We start from the raw sequence: 23774 nt of genomic DNA, 5'->3' as shown, positions 1-23774 counted from the left end.
TTTCTTGGGTAACAACCAGCGACAACAAAAGTAACATTACGCACTGGTAACCAGCCTTGTTGATCAGTTACATTTGTCATACCAATCTGCTGTCCGGGATATGTCATGTCCGCCCCATTAACTGGCGCCAAACTGAATTTGCGCATTATTTCAATCGTTGTTTTCACCTGCATTTGCTACTTCTCTATCGGGCTGCCGCTGGCAGTTTTACCCAGTTTTGTACATTACGATTTAGGCTACAGTACGTTGCTGGCAGGCATTGTTATCAGTATTCAGTACATTTCCACTCTGTTCAGCCGCCCCCATGCCGGGCGTTACACTGATACCTGGGGTCCCAAAAAAGTGGTGTCCCTGGGGATTATTTGTTGTGGGCTGAGCGGGTTGTCCACACTGATTGCCGCGTTTCTTACCCATTCGCCTGCCCTGGCCGTTGCCGCATTACTGGTTGGCCGCCTGTTTCTTGGTGTGGGCGAAAGCTTCACCGCCACTGGCGCGACGTTATGGGGCATTAAAACGGTGGGCAGTATTCATACTTCCCGGGTGATTTCCTGGAATGGCGTAGCAACTTATGTCGCCATGGCATCCGGTGCACCGCTCGGTGTTATTCTGAACCAATATTTTGGGTTAGCCGGCTTTTCAATACTCATTATTGTTATCGCAACCATTGGGTTGTTTTTTGCCCGTGGTAAAGCGGACGTCAAAGTGGTCGCAGGTAAACGCGCGCCATTTCATAAAGTTGTCGCCCGCGTGTTCCCGTTCGGGATGGGGCTGGGTCTGGGTACCATTGGTTTTGGGGTTATTGCCACATTTATTACCCTCTACTTTGCTCAACGCCAGTGGCAGGGCGCAGCTTTTACGCTCTCACTGTTCAGTATTGGGTTTATCTGCGTCCGCCTGGTTCTGAGTAATACGATAATCCGGTTTGGTGGTATACGGGTGTCACTGGTGTGTTTTATCGTGGAGTGTCTGGGGTTATTGCTTATCTGGCTCGCGCCAAATGCCTGGCTTGCCGGTGCCGGAGCATTTATGGCAGGTTTTGGTTTCTCACTGGTATTCCCGGCACTGGGTGTTGAAGCGGTTAACCGCGTGGAAGAACAAAATCAGGGGTCAGCACTGGGGGTTTTTTCCGCATTTCTTGACCTGGCGCTGGGAATTACCGGGCCGGTTGCCGGGTGGGTAAGCGGCCTGTGGGGTATGCAATCGATATACCTGTGCGCGGCCATCATGGTGATGGTCGGCTGGGGGCTAATGTTATGGGTTAACACCCGTTCCCCTTCTCAGCAGAAAAAAAATACAGCTTAAGGCAGTTATGCCATTCCCGCATCAATACAACACCCTGGCTTTCCGGGGTGGTGGCGGTTGCCACGGCAGACCGTTCTTAATTCCACTTCCAGACACATCTCCATCCTCATATTCTGGAAAACCCTAAAACCCTTACTTTACTGTGCCATTATTATTGCATTTTATAGACGACCAGTCTAAATTAAGCGCCATGAACATGCCCACGATACAAAAGCGCCGTGGTCGCCCGCCCAAAGAAGGGCGCAGCCGCGAAGAAACCCAACAGGCCCTGCTCAGAGCCGGGACAGAAGCAATGACCAGTCATGGCTTTACCGCGTCTGGCCTGGATCAAATTCTGAAGTCGGTTGGTGTACCTAAGGGGTCGTTTTACTACTACTTTTCCAGCAAAGAAGCCTGGGGAATGGCAGTGCTTGAGTGGTACGACGCCTTCTTTCGCCGCATGCTGGAAAAACACCTGAATAACACGGCTCGCCCTCCTCTCAGCCGCCTGGCGGATTTCGTTGACCATGCCTGCGCAGGCATGGCGAAGTACCAGTTCACCCGGGGCTGCCTGGTTGGCAACCTTGGGCAAGAAGGCCCGTTACTCTCTGCTGATTTTTGCGCCCGGCTGGAGGCTGTGCTGCAAGGCTGGCAAGCTCTGGTGGAACAAACATTACAAGCCGCACGCGACGATGGCACTCTCGCGCCAGGTGCAGATTGCGCACAACTGGCCGCCTTTTTCTGGATTGGCTGGGAAGGTGCGGTATTGCGCGCCCGCCTGACACGCAGTGAAGACCCGATGCGGTTATTCCTCGCAGGATTCCTTGCCGGTCTCCCCCGAATTTAATACAAGCTAACAGGAGTTTTTATGAGTCAGTTTAATGCTCTGCTGGTAGAAAAAGATGACGCCGGCTACCGCTGCACAACCCGCTGCCTGGATGAAAGCCAGTTGCCTGATGAAAACGTCGCAATTGATGTTGAATACAGCACACTGAACTTCAAAGACGGGCTGGCAATTACCGGAAAAAGCCCGGTAGTACGCACCTTTCCACTGGTTCCTGGTATTGACCTTGCGGGAACTGTCACACACAGTACCCACCCGCGCTTCAAAGCGGGCGACAAAGTGGTGCTGAATGGCTGGGGTGTTGGTGAACAATACTGGGGTGGCCTGGCACAAAAGGCGCGGATTAATGGCGATTTTCTGGTGCCACTGCCAGCAGGTATTACGCCGTTTCAGGCAATGGCGACTGGCACCGCTGGTTATACTGCCATGTTGTGTGTGATGGCACTGATGCGCCACGGCATTAAACCGCAGGATGGTGAAATACTGGTTACCGGCGCAAATGGCGGTGTTGGCAGCGTGGCTGTCGCACTGCTGGCAAAATTGGGCTACAACGTGGTGGCATCCACCGGTCGCCCTGAACTGGCCGAAGGCCTGAAAACACTGGGCGCCAGCACGATCATCGACCGCGACACCCTCAGCCAGCCGGGCCGGCCGTTAGGGAAAGAACGCTGGGCTGGCGTGGTGGATTCCGTTGGCAGCCACACGCTGGCAAACGCCTGTGCAACGACTAAAGCCGATGGTGCGGTTGCCGCTTGCGGGCTGGCGCAAGGTATGGATTTCCCGTCAACCGTTGCGCCGTTTATCCTGCGCGGTGTGAGCCTGTTGGGCATTAACAGTGTGACCCGGCCTTATGAAGAACGCACTGAAGCCTGGTCCCGCCTGGCTGAAACGCTGGATTTCTCCTTGCTGGAAGGGATCACCCGCACCATCGGCCTGGAAGAAGCGATTCCGGCCGCCAGTGATTTGCTGGCCGGGAAAATTCGTGGCCGCCTGGTTGTGGATGTAAACCGCTAAACACTCTGCCCCGCTGGCTGGCTTCTGGCGGGGTTTATCGTTCCCGAAATTGCCTGGCATCAATATGGTACTGCTTCATTTTGCGCCACAACGTGGTACGGCCAATATTAAGCAGGCGTGACATTTCAAGAACCCGTCCCTGTGTCACTCTGGCTGCATGTACGATGGCATCCCGTTCTATTGCCGGAAAAGATAAGCCCGACGCCATGGCAGGCCAGGTCGATTCACCGGATGCAGAAATACTCAATAAATAATCGGGTAAGTTACTTAGCCGGATACGCCCATTATCACTGCGCATTGCCATATTTTCGACCACGGTATTCAGCTCAAAGTCATTACCAGGCCAGGTATAATCCGCCAGCTGAGCCAGTACTTCATCATCAATTCGGTAACGGACAGCGAAAGGCTTTTCCAGCTGCGCCAGTTTATGGCGCACCAGTTTCTCAATACTGGCTTTACGCTGGCGCAGTGGCGGAATGTGAATTTCAAAGGCATGGAAAGCGTAATACAACTGACGGCTGAACTGTTTTTGCGCCACCCGGTCTTCCAGGTTTTGCCCTGTCGCCGCCACGATTTTGACATCCACCGGGATCATGCGCTGGGAACCCAGGCGGGTAACCATACCTTGCTTGATAACCTGCAATAGCGCCGACTGAATCTCTCCCGGTAAAAATTCAATATTATCCAAAAAGAGCGTTCCACCATGAGCCAGTTCAGGCTTACTTAACTGGCCGTTTTGCTCATCTGTTGGACCAGTACCCAGGAAATCGGCCACCGCGTCCGGGTCGGCAAAACGCTGGCAGTTAATGGCAATATATGGCCCACCCGCCTGGCGGGTTTCATTATGAATAGCTTCACTGAGCCTGGTTTTCCCCACACCTTCTTCACCAGTCAGTAAGACCGGAAAATTGCCTTTTGCCGCCTGACGCCCAAAGTGCACCAAACGCCGTGAATCGGCGTCCTGCTGAGGCATTTGTTCGAAAGTATGGCTGACCCGGCTTATCTGGCTGGTCATTAACTGGCGCATCTGCTCAGGCGGATGCAACAGCAAAATAAAACTGTCGCCCTGAGCATCATGAATGGGCTTGAGCGTCACCACCAGGTCAATGAACTGGTGCTGGCTCTCAAAAGTGACTTCAACATGGTTCAGGCGCTGACGCTTACGAATACTTCTGCGTAGTAATGCCGGTAATGTAATCAGTTCCTGTAACGGTTGTCCCTGGCTCAGTTGCGGCTGTAACAGCAATAATTCGGCCGCCTGCGGATTCAGAAACTGCACAATACCTTGAGAATCCCAGGCCAGTACGCCGTCGTTCATACTTTCCAGCAAACCATAAAGTTGGTTTAAGTGGCGATTTGACTCTGCCAGCAGGCTGTCGGTCAACAATGAGTTGCCCACTTCACGGGCAATGGCCAGCGTCAGTGGCAAGTCACCGGGACAAGTTTCTTCACTCCGGCACACCAGTGCCACAGAACCCGCCAGCCGCCCGTGGTTATCAAATACCGGCGTGGCACAAAAACACCAGTCAAACAACGCCTGTTTAAAATGCGCACGACCTGTGGTTTTAACCGGCTGGCCCAGTTGAGCGGCAAGGGATAACGCACAACTGCCAATAATGCTTTCCGAACAATAGCACCCGGCGCTGAAGCCCAGTTCAGCCAGCGCGGCTAACGTCTGTGGGTGCCCGCAACTTTCCAGCAAACAGGCAGACTCATCCAGCACCAGTAGTGCGCAATGCCGCCGGTCCATAAACTCCAGCGCATCTTCCAGTGCCGCCTGAGCAATGGTTATTAACGCAGCTTTGCGCTGGCAAATAGAACGAAATGTAACGCCCAGAGCCCGGTGCGGCTGGCGCCAGGTTTCCGGGTGCATCATCGCGGCACAGCGATGCCAGGATTCATGGATATAAGGCGGATATTCAGACGTGGACGTTACGATATCTGTCATGCGGGATCCGGTAGCTGCCTGGAAGCAAAATAATTCGAGTTACAGCGAGGCAAACACCTCAGAGGCTGGCACCCGCCAGTGACCAGGTGATGAGAGCAGCCAGCATAACTGCAATTCGAAGAGTGAAGAATATCAGGCCATTATTATCCCTGCCTGGCAAAAAAAGGGGGCGAGACGGATCATATTTCTGTTAATCCCCCGCCAGTTTCCTGATGGCGGGGGAATAATCTTACTTCGTCAGCCACTGCTGGCCGAGTAAATCGGCGGTCAGGATGGCACCATAAACCTGTTCAGGAGTAACCGGGAACGGCATATTATGGATGGTTTCACCTTCAGCACAACTGGCTTTCGCTACCGCCATAATGCTGTTTTCAATATCGGTAGTGACACCCATTTCAGCCAAAGTAACCGGCAGACCGACCCGGTGGCAGAAGCCCAGTACGGTTTCCAGCTCTTCCATTGGGCTATTTTGCAGCACCAGTTGAGCAAGTGTCCCGAAAGCCACTTTTTCACCATGATACAAATGGTGGCAGGACTCCAGCACAGTAAACCCATTATGAATGGCGTGAGCCGCCGCAAGGCCACTACTTTCAAAACCGATACCACTCAGGTAAGTATTGGCTTCAATAATCCGTTCCAGCGCCGTAGTTACCACGCCCGCCTGGGCGGCAAGGCGTGCTTTCTCCCCTTCCGCCAGTAAAGTGTCATAGCACAGGCGGGCAAGACTAAGAGCCGCGGCAGTAGACTGCCCCCCGGCCATGCTCACAGCATGGGCGTCATAACAGGCTTTGGCTTCAAACCAGGTGGAAAGCGCGTCCCCCATCCCCGCCACCAGCAGGCGCACCGGCGCTTTCGCAATAATGGCGGTGTCCATTACCACCATATCGGGGTTTTTCGGGTAAATAAGATATTCTTCAAACTCGCCCTGATCGGAATAAATCACGGATAATGCACTGGTTGGTGCATCAGTAGAAGCAATAGTGGGCACTACAATCACCGGCATATGCAGGTAGTAACCCATGGCTTTCGCGGTATCGAGTGTTTTCCCGCCACCAACGCCAATGACGCCTTTACTTCCCTGGGCTTTCATCAGTGCTATCAGGCGGTTAATTTCATTGTGGCTGCATTCGCCACCAAAACGTTCGGCATGGCATTGAATGTCATTACGGTGCAGGCCATTCATCACTTTTTCTCCGGCCAGTTTCATGACCAGATCATCGGCAATCACGAAGAAACTGTCTGCAAGGTTTTTGGCATACTCGCCAAACAGTGCTGCTGCATCCGGGCCTTGCAAGTATTTAGAAGGGGACTGAATTACATTGAGCATTGGTTATCCTCCACAACCAGGTTGTTTTCTTGCCCGTATTACGACCGGAATCGGGTTGTAATAACCCTTGTTTCACCTCAGCGCTCCGGCATTAATTGGGCCATATCCTTTCACTGTTTAATGCACTGATGTCATTCTGGCCCTCACCAAAAGATAAAAAACAAAAAATATTAACGTTTCATTTTGAAACAAATTAATAAATACTGCGTTTCAATCAGAAACAGATATCCAAAAAACCAGGCGAAATTGCGATCCAGACATCACTCAAAAATGGGAAAACCGCCTGCTACAGCCGGGTTTAGTTTGTTCCTTTAGAGTAAAAACCACGGAGAGGCATACACAGAAAAAGAGTAACCACCCGCCTCATTCACAATAAACCTTGTATTTCTGGCATAACAAACCTGGTCTGGCATTAGTTTATTTGACATCAGTCGCAGTTTTTATTTCAGCAACCAACATACGTTTCATAATGGAACATATATTTATTTTTGAGTTCCATAATGGAACGCCATTTTTGGTTTTTTTATTTCACGAAAGCCCAGGCAAGAATAATGTGGTGAACATAAGAAACTCTCTGTCAACCAGCCCCCCTGAAATGGAGCATCAAACAAAATGAAAAAACTGATTAATGATGTTGAAACTGTGCTAACGGAACAACTTACCGGTTTGGTAAAAGCGCACCCCACATTGCGCTTGCACCCGGATCCACTTTATGTCACCCGGGCCGATGCCCCCGTGAGTGGTAAAGTGGCGCTGCTGTCTGGCGGTGGAAGCGGGCATGAACCAATGCATTGTGGCTATGTCGGCAAAGGAATGTTGAGCGGTGCCTGCCCGGGAGAAATTTTCACCTCACCCACTCCGGATAAAATTTTCGAGTGCGCCCAGGCAATAGATGGCGGTGAAGGCGTACTGATGATAGTCAAAAACTACACTGGCGATATTCTCAATTTTGAAACCGCGGCAGAATTACTACACGAGAGTGGTGTGCGGGTCGCGACGGTGATAGTTGATGATGACGTGGCAGTAAAAGACAGCCTGTATACCGCAGGGCGCCGGGGTGTGGCGAACACAGTGCTGATTGAAAAGCTGTTGGGCGCGGCCGCACAGCGTGGTGATTCATTAAGCCAGTGTGCGCAGTTAGGCTGGCAAATTAATAATCAGGGGCATTCGATTGGTATTGCACTCAGTGCCTGTACCGTACCAGCTGCCGGAACGCCGTCGTTTACCCTGAATGAACATGAAATGGAGTTCGGCGTGGGTATTCATGGTGAACCCGGCATTGATCGCCGGGCGTTTACCAACCTTAACGATACTGTCGATGCCATGTTCGCCACACTGCTGGAAAATGGTACCTGGCAACGCACCCTGCGCCAGTGGGACTGCAGCCAGGGTGAATGGCAGGAACACACAGAACAAAAACAAGCGTTACAACAGGGCGACCGGGTTATTGCCCTGGTGAACAACCTTGGCGCAACGCCACTGTCTGAATTGTATGGTGTTTATGACCGGCTGGCACACTGTTGCCAGCAAGCCGGGCTAATCATTGAGCGCAACCTGGTGGGGTCTTACTGTACCTCCCTGGATATGTCCGGCGTCTCCATTACCTTATTAAAAGTAGATGATGACCTGCTGTCATTGTGGGATGCGCCAGTCAACACACCTGCACTGAGATGGGGAGAATAATCATGAGCCAGTCATTAAGCCGTGAACAAATCGTCAACTGGTTAACGCTGTGTACTGAAGTATTCACTCGGGAAAGTGACTTTCTGACCGGGCTGGACAGAGAAATCGGCGATGCCGACCACGGTCTGAATATGCACCGTGGGTTTAATAAAGTGGCAGAGAAACTCCCGGCAGTGGCCGATAAAGACATCGGTTTTATATTAAAAAATACCGGCATGACGCTGCTTTCAAGCGTGGGCGGTGCCAGCGGCCCACTATTTGGTACCTTTTTTATGCGCGCAGCCCAACCCGCTCAGGCACACCAGGCACTTACCCTGGAGGAACTGACTCAGGTCATTCAGGAAGGTGCCGCAGGTGTTGCCAGCCGTGGCAAAGCCGAGCCAGGAGACAAAACCATGTGTGATGTCTGGTGGCCGGTGGTTGAAAGTTTACGCCAGTCCAGCCTGCAACAGATACCTCTGAATGATGCGCTCGCTGCCGCCAGCAGGTGTGCTGAAGAAGCAGCGCACAGCACAATTACCATGCAGGCGCGCAAAGGCCGTGCCAGCTATCTGGGTGAGCGCAGTATTGGCCATCAGGACCCGGGGGCAACCTCAGTGATGTTTATGATGCAGGCGCTGGCACAAGCCGCACAGCCACAGGGAGTATGAGATATGGTTAATCTGGTTATCGTTTCACACAGTGCCGCTTTGGGTGAAGGCGTGTGTGCGTTGTCGCAACAAATGTTGCAGGGGAAAACGAACTGCCGGATAGCTGTCGCCGCCGGGTTGGATGACCCGGACTTCCCCATCGGCACCGATCCGGTAAAAGTGATGGATGCCATCAACTCCGTTGCCGATACTGCCCATATTCTGGTGTTGATGGATATGGGTAGCGCCCTGCTCAGCGCTGAAACAGCGCTGGAACTGCTTGACCCGGAGGTCGCAGCCAAAGTCACACTCTGTGCCGCACCTCTGGTGGAAGGGGCGCTGGCAGCAGCCAGCATTGCCGCTACAGGAGCCAGTATCGAGCGCGTAAAAGCTGAAGCAGAAAATGCACTGCAGGCAAAGCGTGCCCAGTTAGGGGTGGAAGAGAACGCACCATTGCCTCCACCGGTTGCGCTGGCGCAGGCACCAGGTGAGAGCGCCATGACAGCCAGTTGGGTGGTCACTAACCCTCATGGGCTGCATGTGCGCCCGGCGGCCCACCTGGTGGCAGCGCTGAGTGGGTTTAATGCCGCTCTGTCGCTGGAGAAAGACGGCAAATGTATCTCGCCGATTACCCTCAACCAGATTGCCCTGCTCCAGGTACGCTGTGGCGATACATTGCGGTTAATCGCCCAGGGTCCGGATGCCGCGGCGGCCATTGACGCGTTTCTGGCTCTGGCACAAAACCAGTTTGGTGAAAGACCAGGCACAGCAGGTACAGCCACTGAATTACCGGCCAAAATAACGGGTGTTGTTCACTGGCTGGCACAGGACAACGCGCCATTTACGCCAGAAGCGCTGTCCCGGTCAACAGCGTCATTTTCCGCACTGGAACAGGCTATCAACCATACACTGGATGACCTTCTGGCTCTGGCTCACCAGGCGGAACACGACGGGCTGGCAGATATTGCCGCGATTTTCAGTGGGCAGCATACATTGCTGGATGACCCGGATTTACTGGCTGAAACCCGCACACACATGCAGCAGCACCAACAAAGTGCCGCACTGGCATGGTTTCAGGTGATATCCGGCGTGGCAGAGAGTTACCGCGGGCTGGACGATGCCTATTTACAGGCACGTTATATTGACATAGACGATATTTTGCACCGCACGTTGTGCCACCTGCTCAGTATACCGCTTGCCGTGCCAACCTTCCCTGCGGGCAGCGTATTGTGTGCTGAAAACCTGTGGCCGTCACTGGCGATGCAGTTGCCTGTGGATGAAGTCCGTGCTATTTGCCTGCGCGCCGGCAGCCCGCAATCCCACAGTGCCATTATTGCCCGTCAGCGCGGCATCGTCATACTGACCGGGCTGGAAGACACACTGGATAACTGGCAGGAAGGCGAAGCCATTAGTGTATTCAGTACAGGCAAGATCACCCGGCCGGGCGCTGAGTGCTGATCACCCGGTGACTTCAAGCCCGTCAGGTGGTGGCGGCAACTCTGAGGCTACCACCACCTGAGCCCTCCCCAGGTGTTTTGCATGATACAACGCTTCATCTGCACGGCTGATCAGTTGCTCCTGGCGGGCGTCTTCCGGCCAGGTTGACACGCCCACAGAGACAGTAACCGCACCAAAGCGTTGGTAATCCGGTAGCTGATTAATAGCTGCGACATGCTCCAGCACCTGGCATGCCACGCTTTTTGCCGCCGTGCTGTTCAGTTCAGGAAGCAAAATCAGAAATTCTTCTCCGCCGTAGCGCCACAAATGGCCCCGTTCGCCCACCACCCGTTTAAGGGTTGCCGCAACCTGGCGAATCACATCATCGCCCGCCTCATGGCCAAACTTATCATTGAGTTGTTTAAAATTATCAATATCCACCATCAGGCAACTGACTGGTTGCGAATTTTGGCTTGCCTGATCCAGGCAATTTTTCAGGGCGTCTTCAAGATAATAGCGGTTACGCAACCCGGTAAGGGAATCAAACAACGCCTTTTCCTGCAAGGCTTCGCGCAATTTCTGGCTGGTCAGTGCCTGCGCCAGCGTTTCTGCCACCAAATCCAGATACAGAAGCGGGAATTCAGCTTCCGGGTCATTTTGGCGCAGCACCATCACACCAATATTTTCCCCGTAAGCCATTAACGGCACACAAACATGATGGCGAGAGTCTTCACCAGATTCAGACAAGTGCAGGCAGCGCATATCCGGGCCCAACAGAGTGGCACTGTGGCGGTGACTACGGCGAATCGCCCAACAGGCCTGGGGTAAAAAAGGCGCTGAATCGCGTGTCATACCTTGCCAGGCGGCAACACAATGCATCTCACCTGAAGCATTTTTTTGCACAAAAAGCTGCCCACCAATACCTGGCGCGATTTCTGGCACAAAGACGCCCGCAACCCGCCAGATATCTTTTCGATGTTCACAGGCCTGGAGGCGCTGAGCCATGGTTGCCAACAAACGCCGCCGGGCGAGGTCTGCTTCGCGCTCCTGCTCCAGTTGCTGGCGCACCAGGCCATTTTCACGAAATATGCGCAGGGCCTGAGCCATATCGCCAATTTCGTCAATCTGGCGGTAATCGGGTGGTTCAGCGGCATAGTCCTGGGCCGCCAGGCGACTGACCACATCACTCAATTTAACTACAGGTTGTAATAAGCGGCGGCGTAAAATCACCCCGAGCACCAGCAAAAATAACCCGGATGTCATCACAACGATAACTTCAGAAAGGGTGCGTAGCTGGCGGGCCGTTTTCCCGGTTTGCACCACTATATTTTGCGCCTGGGCGTTTACCTGGTTATAAAACGACGTTACCGCGCTATCTATTTGTTCCAGTTGCTGTTGGTATTCCCGGTTAAACAGTAAATTCACCGCCTGATGGTCATTCCCGCCATCTTTCTCAGCCATCGCCTGGCGCTGAAGTGCTGTTAAAGCATCGCTCTGCGCCAGCGCTTTGCGCAGTATATCCAGCGCGCTGTCGGGGATCCCCCGCACCCGGTAATGTTCCAGCCGAATCTCCATTTTATTTTCAACAACCTGTAATTGCTGCCACGCCTGCAAATCCTGCGGATCATGGTCAATAACATAGTCGCGGGCAAGATCGCTTTCTCCGTAAATATCTTTATCCAGTTGCTCGCTGAGGTCATCCAGCGAGGCTCTTTGCGCCACCGCCTCGCGCTCAGCGGTATCAGCCCGGGAGGCAAGAATCAACGCACCACCAGAAATTAACGTGAATGCCACGGTAATGCCGTAAGCCCAGTTAGTGATTGTGGCGATACGCACAGGGAACCTCGTTTGTATGGAAAGTTTTACAGAAAGTGTAGTAATGGCAGCCAGTAAGCGGCGTGTTAATGCCCACAAAGCATAAAGCATCTCACTAACTGGAATCCAGCGCATATAAAAACCGGCAGAAACCTTTTGCGATACCCTGGAGCGCGCAGACCGTGCGTTATATGAGGCGAAAAAACAAGGCAGAGACTGCCTTGTTTACCTCACTTAGCACCGGCCAACAGGGTTTTACTGGTTACGCCACCAGTCTGTAAACACTTGTTGCGGGTCATCAATGTTAATGCGTTCACCAATGCGTGGTGTTTTTAGCCGCCAGCTGTGGTGCTGGCTTGCGGCAGAAATGCGCTCCAGTGGTTCATACCAGGCATGGTGCGCCAGCTTGAATTTACTATTATGGGATGGCAGCAACGCAGTACTGTGCAAATCAGATGCTGCCCGCGCAGTTTGTTCCGGTGTCATGTGGATACGCGGCCAGTCATCGTCGTATTGCCCACACTCAAGCACGCTGATATCAAACGCCCCAACCCGTTGGTAAATTTCCTGAAAATGCGGGCCATAACCACTGTCGCCGCCAAAATAAAGGCGATGATGCGGCGTAATAATGGCAAATGATCCCCACAAAGTTGGGTTACGTTTAAATAAGCGCCCGGAAAAATGTTGGCTGGGCAAAATATGCAGTGTTAAATCGCCCTGCTCTACTGTGCTGAACCACTCCCCTTCGGTAATAACGCTTTCAGGAAAACCCCATTTTCTAAAATAAGATCCCACACCAGTGGGTGTGACCACATGGCGAATTTTGTCACGCAGTTGAGAAACCGTGGGGTAATCAAGGTGATCCCAGTGATCATGGGTGATAAGCAGGTAATCTATTTCCGGAATATCAATAGCATGGTAAACATTACTGCCTTTAAAGGCCCGGTTGGTTCCCGGTACCGGAGAAGCCTCGTCACTGAACACCGGGTCAACCAAAAACCGGTACCCGTCAACCTGGCAAAAATAGCTGGAATGCCCCATCCAGATAATCACGTTATCAGTCAGCGACAGCGCATGCAGGTCCACTTTAACCGAAGGCAATGCCTGCTGCGGTATAGCGTCTTTCGGTTTTAGAAACAAAAAACGATACCACATAGCCAGCACACTTCGGGAACGCCCCGAGCTGACCGGAGCAGGAGCAACCGGGTTACTGAACTGGCCGTCACGGTACAGTGCACTTTCGCTTCCGGCATCACACTCAGGTGCGACATACTGGGGCTGTTTTAGCCAGACAAACACACCAAATACAACGATTGCCACCACCAGCAAAACATACATAAGCCACCCACTTTAGCTGAGAAAAGAGAGATGGCTAAGCCTGACAGGCACGGCCACCTTCCCTGTTACTGGTGGCAATGTAACCACTTTCAAGCCTGAAAAGATGTAACAATCTGTGCGGGCTGGCACGTTATTTCTCTGGCGGTTGTGCATACAAGATGCGTTGCACTGCTATCTGTACGTATCCGAAAGACATAATGGCACGTTACGCGACCACCTCCGCCAACGCCATTGCTGCCTGCAGGCGGGCTTTATCTGTATCGTTTTCGGGTAAGAAGACCTGTAAATCACCAGAAATATTCCCGCTGGCATTCGACCAGAACTGCTTCACCAACCGCACCTGGCCTGCCCGGCAATGGCGGTAGTGACGCACAATTTGCTCTTTTGCCTTAACCCGGTGGTTAGCCCACACTTCACGAAATATTGGACCTGAGGCCATCAGTTGATCAAGGCGAAGCTGCCACTCCTGCTCACTCACTCTGCTGGCAAGTGCTGCGCGCACCCGCGCGGAAGCATTGAGCATACAATTTGTCAGTTCATCAGGTGAGCGGACATTCAGCCATTGTTGCCACTGAGGGTGGTGCTCCAGTAGCCAGAACGTATTGCGCTGGTGCACAGGCAGCGCATTCACATCGAACCCCACCATATATTCAAAAGCCTGGTTGACCTGCAGGATGTCGTAAAAATCATTACAAAACAGCGCAGGAACCGGATTAAGCGCTTCCAGTAAATTTTGACTGGCTACAGACAGTTTGTTACAGGTTTCAATACGCCCTGCGCCATCCTGGTAGCCTCCCAGTTGCAGCAAATACCGGGTTTCGCTGTCATCACACCGCATGGCGCGCGCAATACCCAGCAATACCTGCCGGGAAACGCGCTCTGCTTTTCCTCGCTCAAGTTTGGCATACCAGACAGTACTAATCTGGGCCAACTCTGCTACATCTTCCCTGCGTAACCCGGGAGTGCGGGAGCGCAAAGGTTTACCTAACCCCACACTTTCCGGGGCAATCGTGTTGCGTTTCAGGCGGAGAAATTCGCCCAGCCGTTCCGGGTTCGTCATTGCAGTTTGTCCTGTAACAGATACTGCCAGTACACGTCTTAGTGGTTTCTGGTACACCTTTTATTAAGCGCTAATATAGCATGACCTGTTACTTTTTGGAGCGCTTCATGAACAAAACGTCCCCAGGACGCCATACATTGACCATGGCAGGTCTGTTGTTGTTGGTTGCGGGGCAATTGATGCCACAAATGGATTTTTCAATTGTTAACGTTGCGCTGGAATCAGTGAGTATTTCGCTGCATGCCAGTAAAACTCAGTTAGGCTTAATTGTTTCATTATACGGGCTGGCATTTGCCGTTTGCCTTGCATTGAGTGGTCGTCTGGGTGACCGCTACGGGCGGCGGCGGCTCTTTATGCTGGGTATTGCGCTGTTTGCCATTGCGTCCTTCTTCTGTGGGCTGGCAACCACCATTCATCAGTTAATTGTGGCCCGCATCGCCCAGGGTGTGGCAGCGGCACTATTAATGCCACAAATTCTCGCCACCATTCATGTTTCACTTTCAGGAGCCCGCCATTCACAGGCGATTGGTATTTATGGCTCGGTTGGTGGATTGTCCTTTGTTATCGGCCAGGCGCTGGGTGGCTGGCTGGTGTCAGCAGATTTATTTGGTCTGTCATGGCGTACCGTGTTCTATATTAATTTGCCTGTCTGCCTGGTGATTCTCTATTTCGCCCGCAAATTTATTCCAGAAACCCAACAAGACGGGCAAACCATATTTGACTGGTACGGCACAGCACTCCTGGCGCTGGTCATCACACTGATTTTAACCGCCATCTCCTGGGGGCCGGAATGGCAATGGGGCTGGCCGGTTTGGCTATGTGCCACAGCAGTCATCGCGCTGTTGCCTGGGCTGGTTCGGGTAGAAAAAAAATTGGCAGGGCTCGGCAAAATGCCACTGCTTCCACCTGCGTTGTTGCAACGCCGCACTTATCTGGCTGGCGTGAGCAGCCTGGTTCTCCAGGTGGCGTCTTATGGTGGCTTTATGTTTGTGGTGGCCCTGACACTACAGTCGGGGTTTCAGTGGTCATCTGTTGAATCCGGTAATGCGTTTATTGCGCTGGGGGTTACGTACTTCATTACGTCACTGTACGCCGACCAGGTGGCTAAATGGTTTGGACGTCTGTCTTACTCTGGTCTGGTCATGTGTGCCAGCCTGATTAACCTGTCCGGTTACTGGTTATTATTCCAGTTGATTACAGCACATCAGGGGGCGCTAACCCCCTGGGACCTGATTGCGCCAATGGCGATTACCGGGATTGGCAACGCCTTTTCCGTTAACTGTTCGGTACGTATTGGGTTAACCGATTTGCCAGCCCAGTTTGCCGGTGCCGGGAGTGCACTGATGACCACTATGCAGCAAACCGCTATTGCTCTGGGTACAGCACTGGCGGGGGCCATGTATATTCAGCACCTTGCCAGTGATGATATCCACCAGTTAAACGCGCTGAAAGCTGGCCTGCTGGTGCTGGGATGTATGATGTTGCTGCAATTCGCGTTGCATGCTGCAAGTGTGGTTCGCCGGTTGCGGGCAGCACCAGCACGCACCTGAGCAGGGTTATCATCGGGGTTGTAACTGCTCCCTGGCCGCAGCGCGCACGCAGCCGGTCAGGGCATCCAGCACCTGTGAATGGAGATTCCGGCAATGCTGGCTTTTCGTTTACATATTGTAAACCATCCAGCTTAACGTTATAGTGTTTACATAATGTAAACGGATGGAACCAATGCAAGATGCACGTCATTTCAAAGGAGCCTTTCGAGGAGGCGGCAAAGCGGTATCCCAATGATTCGTTAGCCATACTGGCACTGTACCGCTTAGTGCGTGAAATAGATTTCTCTTCTCCGGCTGAGATGAGAACACTGATTCAAGGCCTGGACAATTTTAATTACCGGAATAAATGGTGGTTTTTGGACGTGGGAGGCAACAACCTGCGGGTTGTCGCTTACATTAACTTTGTGAATAACCGCTTTTACGTCAAGCATATTACAACCCACGCTGAATACGACAAGTTGACCCGTTATTACAGGGAGAACCAGGAATGATAACCAACGCTGCAAAAGCCATTGAAGCTACCAGGCAACTCGTAGACGCAGTCCCTTTTCTGGGAAGTAACGCCTCAGAGAGCGATTACCTGGAGGCACTGTCGTTGGTAGACTATTTGATAGAGAACGATGATGAGAACCCGCTTATTGACTTCCTGGCGAGTAAAATAGCTGATTATGAGGATAACAGCGAGCGTTTCGCCAGGTTCAATAAAGCCCAGGCTGAAATGTCGGTCGGCGTGGCGCTGCTGCGAACACTTATTGACCAGCACAAACTCACCTACTCAGACCTGAAAGAAGAGATCGGTTCAAAATCGCTGGTAAGCCAGATTTTATCCGGCCAGCGCTCTCTGACCATTACGCACATTAAAGCGCTATCCGCCCGCTTCGGCGTAAAACCTGAGTGGTTTCTTTAAACCGCACTCTACCTACATTAGGGCAACCGCTTTAATGCCGGGCAAGGCACCGGGAAACACCTGGTGTCTTGCCCGTTATTATCAGCGTTGTTTTTTCTGCGCCTGCCACAGAGCCAGCACACTCAGGAACACCGTTGCCATCAGGTAAAAACCGGGGGCAAAGTGAGAGCCGGTGGTGCGAATCAACAGCGTACAAATGAACGGCGCAAACCCACCAAAGACCGTGACGGCAATGTTATAGCTTACCGCCATGCCGCTGGCCCGCGTGCTGATGGGGAAAATATCCGCCATCATTGAGGGAATTGTCGAGAAGTAGACCGATTTCAGCAGGGCCATCCAGCCTACTAACAATATCAGCGACCAGGCAGTGACATCCCGGCTCATTAACCAGAATGCCGGCAGGATGGTGAAGCCCAGTAGCGCCAGCGCACTCCATAACAGGCGCCCACGCCCAAAACGCTCGGCTGCCAGCCCGGCAAACGGCGTGACTACGGTGAGGATAATCCCCGCGACCAGTGTGGCGGTATACGCCGTTGAGGCGGGCAGCCCCAAAGTGCGGGTTGCCCATGTTGGCACATAGTTGAGCATGTAGTTAATGGCGGTCGAGACCACCATCAGCCCAATCGCCACTGCGATAAGGCGTTTTTGCCCACCGAAGAGCGCCCGCACCGGGTGTGCGCTTTTCTCTGCCTGGGCATAACGTTGCGGTTCATGCACATGTCGGCGAATGTATAAACCAATCGGGCCAATAATTAACCCAAACGCGAAAGGAATACGCCATCCCCATGCCATAAGCTGGTCCGTGGACAGGCACTGCGCCAGCCCCAAACCAAATGCCGAGGCCAGTAACGTACTTGCGCCCTGGGTGGCAAACTGCCAGCTGGCAATAAACGCCTTGCGTTCCGGAAAGTGTTCAACCAGAAATGCCGTAGAACTGCCGAACTCACCTCCCGCAGAAAAGCCCTGAATCAACCTGGCGACCAAAATCAGCAGAGGTGCTACCAGGCCAATGGTCTGGTAGCCAGGCATAAAGGTGATTATCGCGCCACCCAGCATCATCAGGTTGATGGACAACAGAAGCGAGGCTTTGCGGCCATGTTTGTCTGCATATGCACCCAGCACAATGGCCCCTAATGGGCGGATTAAGAACGCCACACCAAAGCTGCCAAATGTCAGTAACAATGAAACTGACGGGTCGGTTACCGGGAAAAAAGCATGAGCAATATAACTGGCAAAAAAGCCGTATACCGCAATATCAAACCACTCCAGCGCATTACCAATACAGGTGGCAAATAAGGTTTTGTACAGGCTGGGGCGCACGGTAACAGTGCCGTTTTCACGTACAATACTGGTCATTGTGCACCTCCGGCCTGGTACTGGCGGTGAGCATCGAGCAGAGCATTACCATTTTCGCCTAACTCCCAGAACAGATGCGTCATAATCGCCAGGCCTTCGCGAGCAACACATACCAGCAAATGTTCGTCTGGCGCATGCTGGCCACAAGCCGGGTAAGAGTGCGGAACCCACAATGTAGGCAAACCGAGGATCCCGGCGAACACATCGTTTGGCAGGGATCCGCCCAGGTTGGGTAATAACGCAGGTTTTTTCCCCGTGGTGTGTTCCATCGCACTCAGCGCCCAGTTCACCAGCGGGTCACAAGGGTCGAAGCGGGTTGCCGGTGTACCCCGCACTTCACTGATTTCCACCATGGAAAAACCGCAGGCGTCCAGGTGAGTACGCACATGGGAGGCCAGATTTTCCCAGTCCGTACCCACCACAAAGCGTAACTGGCAAACGGCTGTGGCCTGGCCGGGAATCGCGTTCATGGGTTGCGCCGGGTTCCCGGTCAGAAAAGCCAGCACTTCAAGGGTATTCCAGCCGAACAGTTTTTCTGCCGCGCTTAAGCCAGGTTCGCCCCAGGCAGCGTCGGTCTGTGGGTCGCCCGGGTTACCGGCAGGTGTGACATCCGCAAGAATAGCTTTGAGTGAATCCGTTAAAGCGGGTGGTTTCAGGCCTGCAACCTGAATCGCTCCCTGGCCGTTCACCAGGCAGGAAATAGCATTAGCCAGTTGTGTGCCCGGATTGCTGAGCAGCCCACCCCAGTTGCCGGAATGGTAGTCTTTCGCACGGGCATTAATACTGAGGCGAAAGTTGATACACCCGCGGGACCCTAAAAAAAGTGTCGGCCGTTCAGCATTAAGTCGAGGGCCATCGGACGCGATAAACAAGTCGGCGTTAATGCGGTTTTTCAACTGGCTGCACACTTGCGCAAGCCCTGGGGAGCTTATCTCTTCCCCCATTTCACACAACCACACACAGTTAAAACCAAGGCGCCCTTCACGGGCACGCCACACCTGTTCCAGTGCAGCCAGGTTAACGCTGTGCTGGCCTTTGTTATCTGCACTGCCGCGCCCGTACCATTTACCGTCTTTTTCGACTAACTGCCAGGGCGACAACCCTTCACTCCACCGGGCATCATCACCAAAAACCACATCACCATGGCCGTAACACATCACGCTGGGAAGTGACGGGTTTTCCTCGCGTATCGCCAGTAAAAATGGCCGGGCCGGGTTAACCGGGTTAGGGATGATTTCTGTGGTGAAGTCCATCTGCGTGAACGCAGGAATAAACACGTCATCATAATAACGGCGCAGCTGCTCATCACGGTCTGTTCGCTGGCTCTCACTGGCAATCGCTACACGCTCTGCCAGCAGTACTTTGAAATACCCGCTGTCGAACCAGTCCAGTGCCTGGTTAACCACCTGTTGTGTTTTCATGTTGTGTACCCTGTCCGGTATCAGCCCGCTGCATGTTGCGCGGGCTGTTGTTGTTGTCTTTTTGTTCTAAACCAGACCAGAGCATTGCCACAATAATAATAATTGCAATTATGCATTGCCTTTTTTATAACGCTAATATGCACACTTTTGGCGCACTGGCAGGAACCACGATGTTAAATAATGAGTTACGCTATTTTTTGGCTGTTGCCACCACAGGCTCATTGAGCCAGGCCAGCCAGCAACTGTATGTGGCGAGTTCGGCAATCAGCCGCCAGATCCACAAGCTGGAAAGCCGTATGGGGGTCACACTGTTTCAACGCCACGCGCGGGGAATGGTCCTGACGGATGCCGGGCAAATACTGGCAAACCACGTTCGCAAAAGCCTGCGCGATATGGATAACGCGGTGGCAGAAATTCAGGGACTGAAAGCCGTGCGCAAAGCGCTGGTTCGCCTGGCCTGCACTGATGGAATGGCGTTTGATTTATTTCCCGGGCTGATAGCCCGCTTTCGCCGCCACTACCCCAGTGTGAGTTTTGATTTACAGGTGGGTACGGCACAGGCTGTTGCCGAATGGGTACGTAAAGGCACCTGTGATGCAGCCTGCCAGTTCAGCCTTGCGCCAGAACGCGATGTAGATATTGTGACTAGCTGGCCTGCGCCGGTATTATTGCTGTTACATCCGGGGCACCCCCTGGCACAGCAGGAAAAAATTGCCATCAGTGATTTACAGGATTACCCCGTGGCATTGCCAGAATCCGGTACCACCATTCGCCAACTGTTCGACCTTTCCTGCCGCCTGGCCGGAACATTTCTGGAACCCGCACTGAGCTGCAATAACTTCGCGACACTCTATGGTGCGACACGCCAGTTATCCGGTGCAGTAACGGTATGCAGCCATTTCAGTGTGCTGTGGCGTGCGAAACAGGATGGAATGGTGTTAAAACCTATCGACAGCCCCACATTAAGCCAGCGGACCCTGCAGTTACAAACCCCGGCAAGCCAGAACCGCTCAGCCGCCCTGAATCTGTTTTTAGAAGAGACAGTGGCAACACTGACGCAGGCACATCACAGCCATTTTCCTCCGGCGAGCCATGCTCCGAAATAACGCAGAATTGCGCCAGCTCAGTGCACCCGTTACGGGCATTGCACCAACATCACTCACAGAACACAGGGGGAGCAATGCTCAAAGGTGAGTGTTATCCATCTGTTTTTAAAGGTTTTTAAAAATATCAGCCAGACTGGCACCATTCTTGCCTTGCTAAACCAGCAGGGGTGACAAGCGGGTAACCGGTGTCGCCAGACAATCTGGAAATGGATCACTAGGGTTCCGGTCTTTTGACGCAGGTCCGAGAGTGATCGACCGCCCTCTGGCGGTTACACGGCGGGATAAAAGCCCGGGAGGATAAGCGACCATTACGCGCCGCCCTCCTGCTTTTATTTACTCCAACGTCAGAGGAAATTTCATGCTTACAGCCTGTAAACGCGCCCTGCTCCTGGTCACGCTCGCCCTGTTCACCACAGGCGCACTCGCCGCCACACCAACCTTCAAACTGTGCTGGTCCATTTATGCAGGCTGGATGCCGTGGGATTACGCGCAACAAAGCGGCATCCTGAAAAAATGGGCAGATAAATACCATATCAACATCAAATTTGTGCAGGTCAACGACTACATTGAGTCTGTTAACCAGTACACCGCTGGCGGGTTTGATGGCTGCACCATGACCAACATGGATGCCCTGACTATTCCGGCCGCAGGCGGTGTGGACAGCACGGCACTGATTGTCGGGGATTACTCCAACGGCAACGATGGCATTCTGTCGAAAACCGCTAAATCCATTAAAGACCTGAAAGGCCAGGACATTAACCTGGTGCAGTTGTCGGTTTCCCATTACTTGCTGGCCCGCGCCCTGCAACAATCGGGCATGAGTGAAAAAGATATCAAAGTCGTGAATACTTCTGATGCCGATATCGTCTCTGCTTTCACCACGCCAGAAGTTAAATCCATTGTCACCTGGAACCCGTTACTGGCAGAAGCCGCCAAACAACCGGGGGCCAAATCACTGTTCACCTCAGCCCAGATCCCGGGCGAAATTCTCGACTTACTGGTGGTGAATTCTGCCACGCTGAAAAAACACCCTGAGCTGGGTAAAGCACTGGTGGGAGCCTGGTTTGAAACACTGAAAACCATGGAAGGTAACAGTGCCACGGCGAAAGCGGCCCGTACCCAAATGGCAACGGCATCAGGAACTGATCTGGCCGGGTTTGATGCGCAACTGGCCGATACCTGGTTGTTCGACACCCCGAAAAAAGCACTGGACTTCACCACCAGCCCGCAGTTGAAAACCACCATGCAAAAAGTGGCCGAGTTCTCTTTCGCCCACGGCCTGTTAGGCGATGCCGCGCCTTCTGCGGATGTGGTGGGTGTTGCGACACCGGCTGGCAACTGGGGTAACCCGGGCAACATCAAACTGCGCTTTGACGATGAATTTATTCGCATGGCCGCCAGTAACCAACTGTAACCCGGAGGTGCCCAATGCAAAAGATCATTAACTACCAACCCCAGCCGATGAATCGCCTGCTGCTGGGCACCCTACCACTCCTGGTGGTGCTGGTTGTCTACCTGGTCGCGTCTGATGCGCGGCTGGCCGCCAACAGCGCCGACAAGTTACTTCCCGGTTTTAATGCCATGGGTGACGCCATTATGCGCATGGCGTTTACCCCCAGCCCACGCACCGGGGAATACCTGCTATGGGCCGACACCTGTGCCAGCCTGGCGCGCCTGCTGATGGGCACCGCGCTCAGCGCCCTGCTCGCACTGGTCTTTGGATTGTTCTGCGGGGCTCTGCCAGTGGTGCGTGCGTTTCTGTCACCGTTAATCACCGTGATTGCGCTGGTGCCACCGCTGGCAATACTGCCCATTCTGTTTATTTGTTTCGGCCTGGGCGAACTGGCAAAAGTCGTGCTGATTATTATCGGTATCACGCCGTTTATTGTGCGTGACCTGCAACTGCATGTGATGTCGATTCCTGAGGAACAGTTAGTGAAAGCCCAAACACTCGGCGGGCATTCCGGGCAGATTTTGTGGCGTGTGGTATTGCCGCAGTTACTACCACGGCTGATGGATTCTGTACGCCTGTCACTGAGTTCAGCCTGGTTATTTTTGATTGCCGCAGAAGCCATTTCCGCAACCGATGGTTTGGGTTACCGCATCTTCCTGATGCGCCGTTATATGGCAATGGATGTGATTTTGCCTTATGTCGCCTGGATAACACTGCTGGCGTTTGCGCTCGACTTCGCCCTGCGCTTTATCAACCGCCGCTGTTTCCCCTGGTACTACGCAAAATAACCCCCGGCCGCTTAAGGAACTGTTATGCCGTTAATTGAACTGAAAAACCTTGAGAAACACTACGACGGGCAGGTCGTGCTGGAACGGCTGAATGTCAGTGTTGATGAAGGTGAGTTTGTGTCCATTGTCGGGGCATCTGGTTGCGGTAAAACCACCTTTCTGAAGATGCTGTTAGGCACAGAGTCCCCGAGCAAAGGCGAATTACTGCTGGCAGGGAAACCGCTGGCGAAAGAGCCGGATGCCAACCGTGGCGTGGTTTTTCAGCGCTACTCGGTATTCCCGCACCTGACCGTTCTGGGCAATGTCATGCTCGGGGAGGAATTCAGTGAATCCCGCTGGCTTGGCAAAGTTTTTGGCCGCCGCCGTGCTGCCATTCGTGAACGGGCACGCAACATGCTGAGCCAGGTAGGGTTACTGGCGGCACAGGACAAATACCCCCACCAGCTTTCTGGTGGGATGCAGCAACGCCTGGCCCTGGCACAGGCGCTTATCAAACAACCGCGTATTTTATTGCTGGATGAACCTTTTGGGGCGCTGGATCCAGGCATTCGGGCGGAAATGCACACGCTGATAAGCGAGCTATGGACCCGGCACCAGCTCACCATCTTCATGATAACCCACGATCTCAAAGAGGGATTCTCACTGGGTTCACGCCTGTGGGTGTTCGATAAAGTGCGTCACGACCCGCACGCCCCCGATGCCTTTGGCGCAAGCATTACTTACGACATCCCGCTGGAGCGTTCTCCGGCGGGCTCTCCTGCTGCCGGGCCAGCCCCGCTGGTTAACCGCGCAGCCTGATACACCTGGACGGAGATAA

20 protein-coding genes and 1 riboswitch are annotated in these 23774 nt (G+C 53.2%); of the genes, 13 read left to right on the top strand and 7 right to left on the bottom strand.

From position 1 onward, the window contains the following. Positions 1-105: 105 nt before the first annotated feature. The 3 genes from A9B99_RS15850 to acuI all read left to right on the top strand — a co-directional run bounded on the left by A9B99_RS15850 (position 106) and on the right by acuI (position 3139). Positions 106-1302, top strand: a complete 1197-nt coding sequence (locus A9B99_RS15850; RefSeq protein ID WP_064599127.1) for an MFS transporter — start codon at positions 106-108, stop codon at positions 1300-1302. Between the two features lie 196 nt (positions 1303-1498). Continuing rightward, positions 1499-2128: an acrylate utilization transcriptional regulator AcuR gene (acuR, locus tag A9B99_RS15845; RefSeq protein WP_231889204.1), complete on the top strand. Its 630-nt coding sequence runs from the start codon at positions 1499-1501 to the stop codon at positions 2126-2128. A 21-nt stretch (positions 2129-2149) separates the two neighbouring features. Beyond that, the gene (acuI, locus tag A9B99_RS15840) at positions 2150-3139 is read left to right on the top strand and encodes an acrylyl-CoA reductase (NADPH) (RefSeq protein ID WP_064599124.1); all 990 of its coding nucleotides are present in this window, start codon (positions 2150-2152) and stop codon (positions 3137-3139) included. A gap of 34 nt (positions 3140-3173) precedes the next feature. On the opposite strand, the gene dhaR is transcribed toward acuI, so the two are convergent. After that, complete coding sequence (dhaR, locus tag A9B99_RS15835) at positions 3174-5087, bottom strand: dihydroxyacetone kinase operon transcriptional regulator DhaR (protein ID WP_064599122.1); 1914 nt, start codon at positions 5085-5087, stop codon at positions 3174-3176. A 229-nt stretch (positions 5088-5316) separates the two neighbouring features. After that, positions 5317-6414, bottom strand: coding sequence for a glycerol dehydrogenase (locus A9B99_RS15830; RefSeq protein ID WP_064599120.1), 1098 nt, complete (start codon positions 6412-6414; stop codon positions 5317-5319). Positions 6415-7026: 612 nt separating this feature from the next. Between A9B99_RS15830 and dhaK the strand changes: the two genes are divergently transcribed. Genes dhaK through dhaM form a run of 3 tightly spaced genes read left to right on the top strand, consistent with a single transcriptional unit; the run spans position 7027 to position 10184 of the window. Then, complete coding sequence (gene dhaK, locus A9B99_RS15820) at positions 7027-8097, top strand: dihydroxyacetone kinase subunit DhaK (RefSeq protein ID WP_064599116.1); 1071 nt, start codon at positions 7027-7029, stop codon at positions 8095-8097. 2 nt (positions 8098-8099) lie between these two features. Continuing rightward, positions 8100-8747 carry a dihydroxyacetone kinase subunit DhaL gene (gene dhaL, locus A9B99_RS15815; protein WP_064599114.1) on the top strand — a complete coding sequence of 216 codons (648 nt, stop codon included), beginning with the start codon at positions 8100-8102 and terminating at the stop codon, positions 8745-8747. Between the two features lie 3 nt (positions 8748-8750). Further along, entirely contained in the window at positions 8751-10184 is a 1434-nt protein-coding gene (dhaM, locus tag A9B99_RS15810) for a dihydroxyacetone kinase phosphoryl donor subunit DhaM (RefSeq protein WP_064599112.1), read from the top strand. Here the strand turns inward: dhaM and A9B99_RS15805 are convergent, their stop codons facing one another. From A9B99_RS15805 to A9B99_RS15795, 3 genes are all read right to left on the bottom strand, one after another. Beyond that, positions 10185-12113, bottom strand: coding sequence for a sensor domain-containing diguanylate cyclase (locus A9B99_RS15805; RefSeq protein WP_082917893.1), 1929 nt, complete (start codon positions 12111-12113; stop codon positions 10185-10187). A 120-nt stretch (positions 12114-12233) separates the two neighbouring features. Beyond that, positions 12234-13316 (bottom strand): MBL fold metallo-hydrolase, encoded by a 1083-nt coding sequence (locus tag A9B99_RS15800; RefSeq protein WP_064599110.1) that lies wholly within the window; start codon positions 13314-13316, stop codon positions 12234-12236. Positions 13317-13521: 205 nt separating this feature from the next. Continuing rightward, positions 13522-14376: a helix-turn-helix transcriptional regulator gene (locus tag A9B99_RS15795; protein WP_064599108.1), complete on the bottom strand. Its 855-nt coding sequence runs from the start codon at positions 14374-14376 to the stop codon at positions 13522-13524. A gap of 107 nt (positions 14377-14483) precedes the next feature. Between A9B99_RS15795 and A9B99_RS15790 the strand changes: the two genes are divergently transcribed. From A9B99_RS15790 to A9B99_RS15780, 3 genes are all read left to right on the top strand, one after another. After that, positions 14484-15926: an MFS transporter gene (locus A9B99_RS15790; RefSeq protein WP_064599734.1), complete on the top strand. Its 1443-nt coding sequence runs from the start codon at positions 14484-14486 to the stop codon at positions 15924-15926. Positions 15927-16105: 179 nt separating this feature from the next. Further along, positions 16106-16417 (top strand): type II toxin-antitoxin system HigB family toxin, encoded by a 312-nt coding sequence (locus A9B99_RS15785; protein WP_064599106.1) that lies wholly within the window; start codon positions 16106-16108, stop codon positions 16415-16417. Further along, positions 16414-16833: a helix-turn-helix domain-containing protein gene (locus A9B99_RS15780; protein ID WP_064599104.1), complete on the top strand. Its 420-nt coding sequence runs from the start codon at positions 16414-16416 to the stop codon at positions 16831-16833. Before A9B99_RS15785 ends, A9B99_RS15780 begins: the two co-directional genes overlap by 4 nt. A gap of 81 nt (positions 16834-16914) precedes the next feature. Here the strand turns inward: A9B99_RS15780 and A9B99_RS15775 are convergent, their stop codons facing one another. Beyond that, on the bottom strand, positions 16915-18189 hold the full coding sequence (locus tag A9B99_RS15775) for an MFS transporter (protein WP_064599103.1): 1275 nt from the start codon (positions 18187-18189) through the stop codon (positions 16915-16917). Then, on the bottom strand, positions 18186-19610 hold the full coding sequence (locus tag A9B99_RS15770; RefSeq protein ID WP_064599102.1) for a M20 family metallopeptidase: 1425 nt from the start codon (positions 19608-19610) through the stop codon (positions 18186-18188). The genes A9B99_RS15775 and A9B99_RS15770 overlap by 4 nt, the downstream gene beginning before the upstream one ends. 170 nt (positions 19611-19780) lie before the next feature. On the opposite strand from A9B99_RS15770, the gene A9B99_RS15765 reads away from it, so the two are divergent. From A9B99_RS15765 to A9B99_RS15750, 4 genes are all read left to right on the top strand, one after another. Then, complete coding sequence (locus A9B99_RS15765) at positions 19781-20716, top strand: LysR family transcriptional regulator (protein WP_064599732.1); 936 nt, start codon at positions 19781-19783, stop codon at positions 20714-20716. Between the two features lie 203 nt (positions 20717-20919). Then, positions 20920-21014: riboswitch (guanidine-I (ykkC/yxkD leader) on the top strand. Positions 21015-21074: 60 nt separating this feature from the next. Then, a complete protein-coding gene (locus tag A9B99_RS15760) occupies positions 21075-22130 on the top strand; it encodes a putative urea ABC transporter substrate-binding protein (protein ID WP_064599100.1) in 1056 nt (351 codons plus the stop codon). A gap of 14 nt (positions 22131-22144) precedes the next feature. Continuing rightward, complete coding sequence (locus A9B99_RS15755; protein WP_064599098.1) at positions 22145-22957, top strand: ABC transporter permease; 813 nt, start codon at positions 22145-22147, stop codon at positions 22955-22957. A 24-nt stretch (positions 22958-22981) separates the two neighbouring features. Next, positions 22982-23755 (top strand): ATP-binding cassette domain-containing protein, encoded by a 774-nt coding sequence (locus A9B99_RS15750; RefSeq protein WP_064599096.1) that lies wholly within the window; start codon positions 22982-22984, stop codon positions 23753-23755. Positions 23756-23774 lie beyond the last annotated feature (19 nt).

The sequence above is a fragment of the Mangrovibacter phragmitis genome, assembly GCF_001655675.1.
GTDB classification, from domain to species: domain Bacteria; phylum Pseudomonadota; class Gammaproteobacteria; order Enterobacterales; family Enterobacteriaceae; genus Mangrovibacter; species Mangrovibacter phragmitis.
Note: the sequence above shows the minus strand (reverse complement) of the source record. Positions and strands in the feature narration are given on the sequence as shown.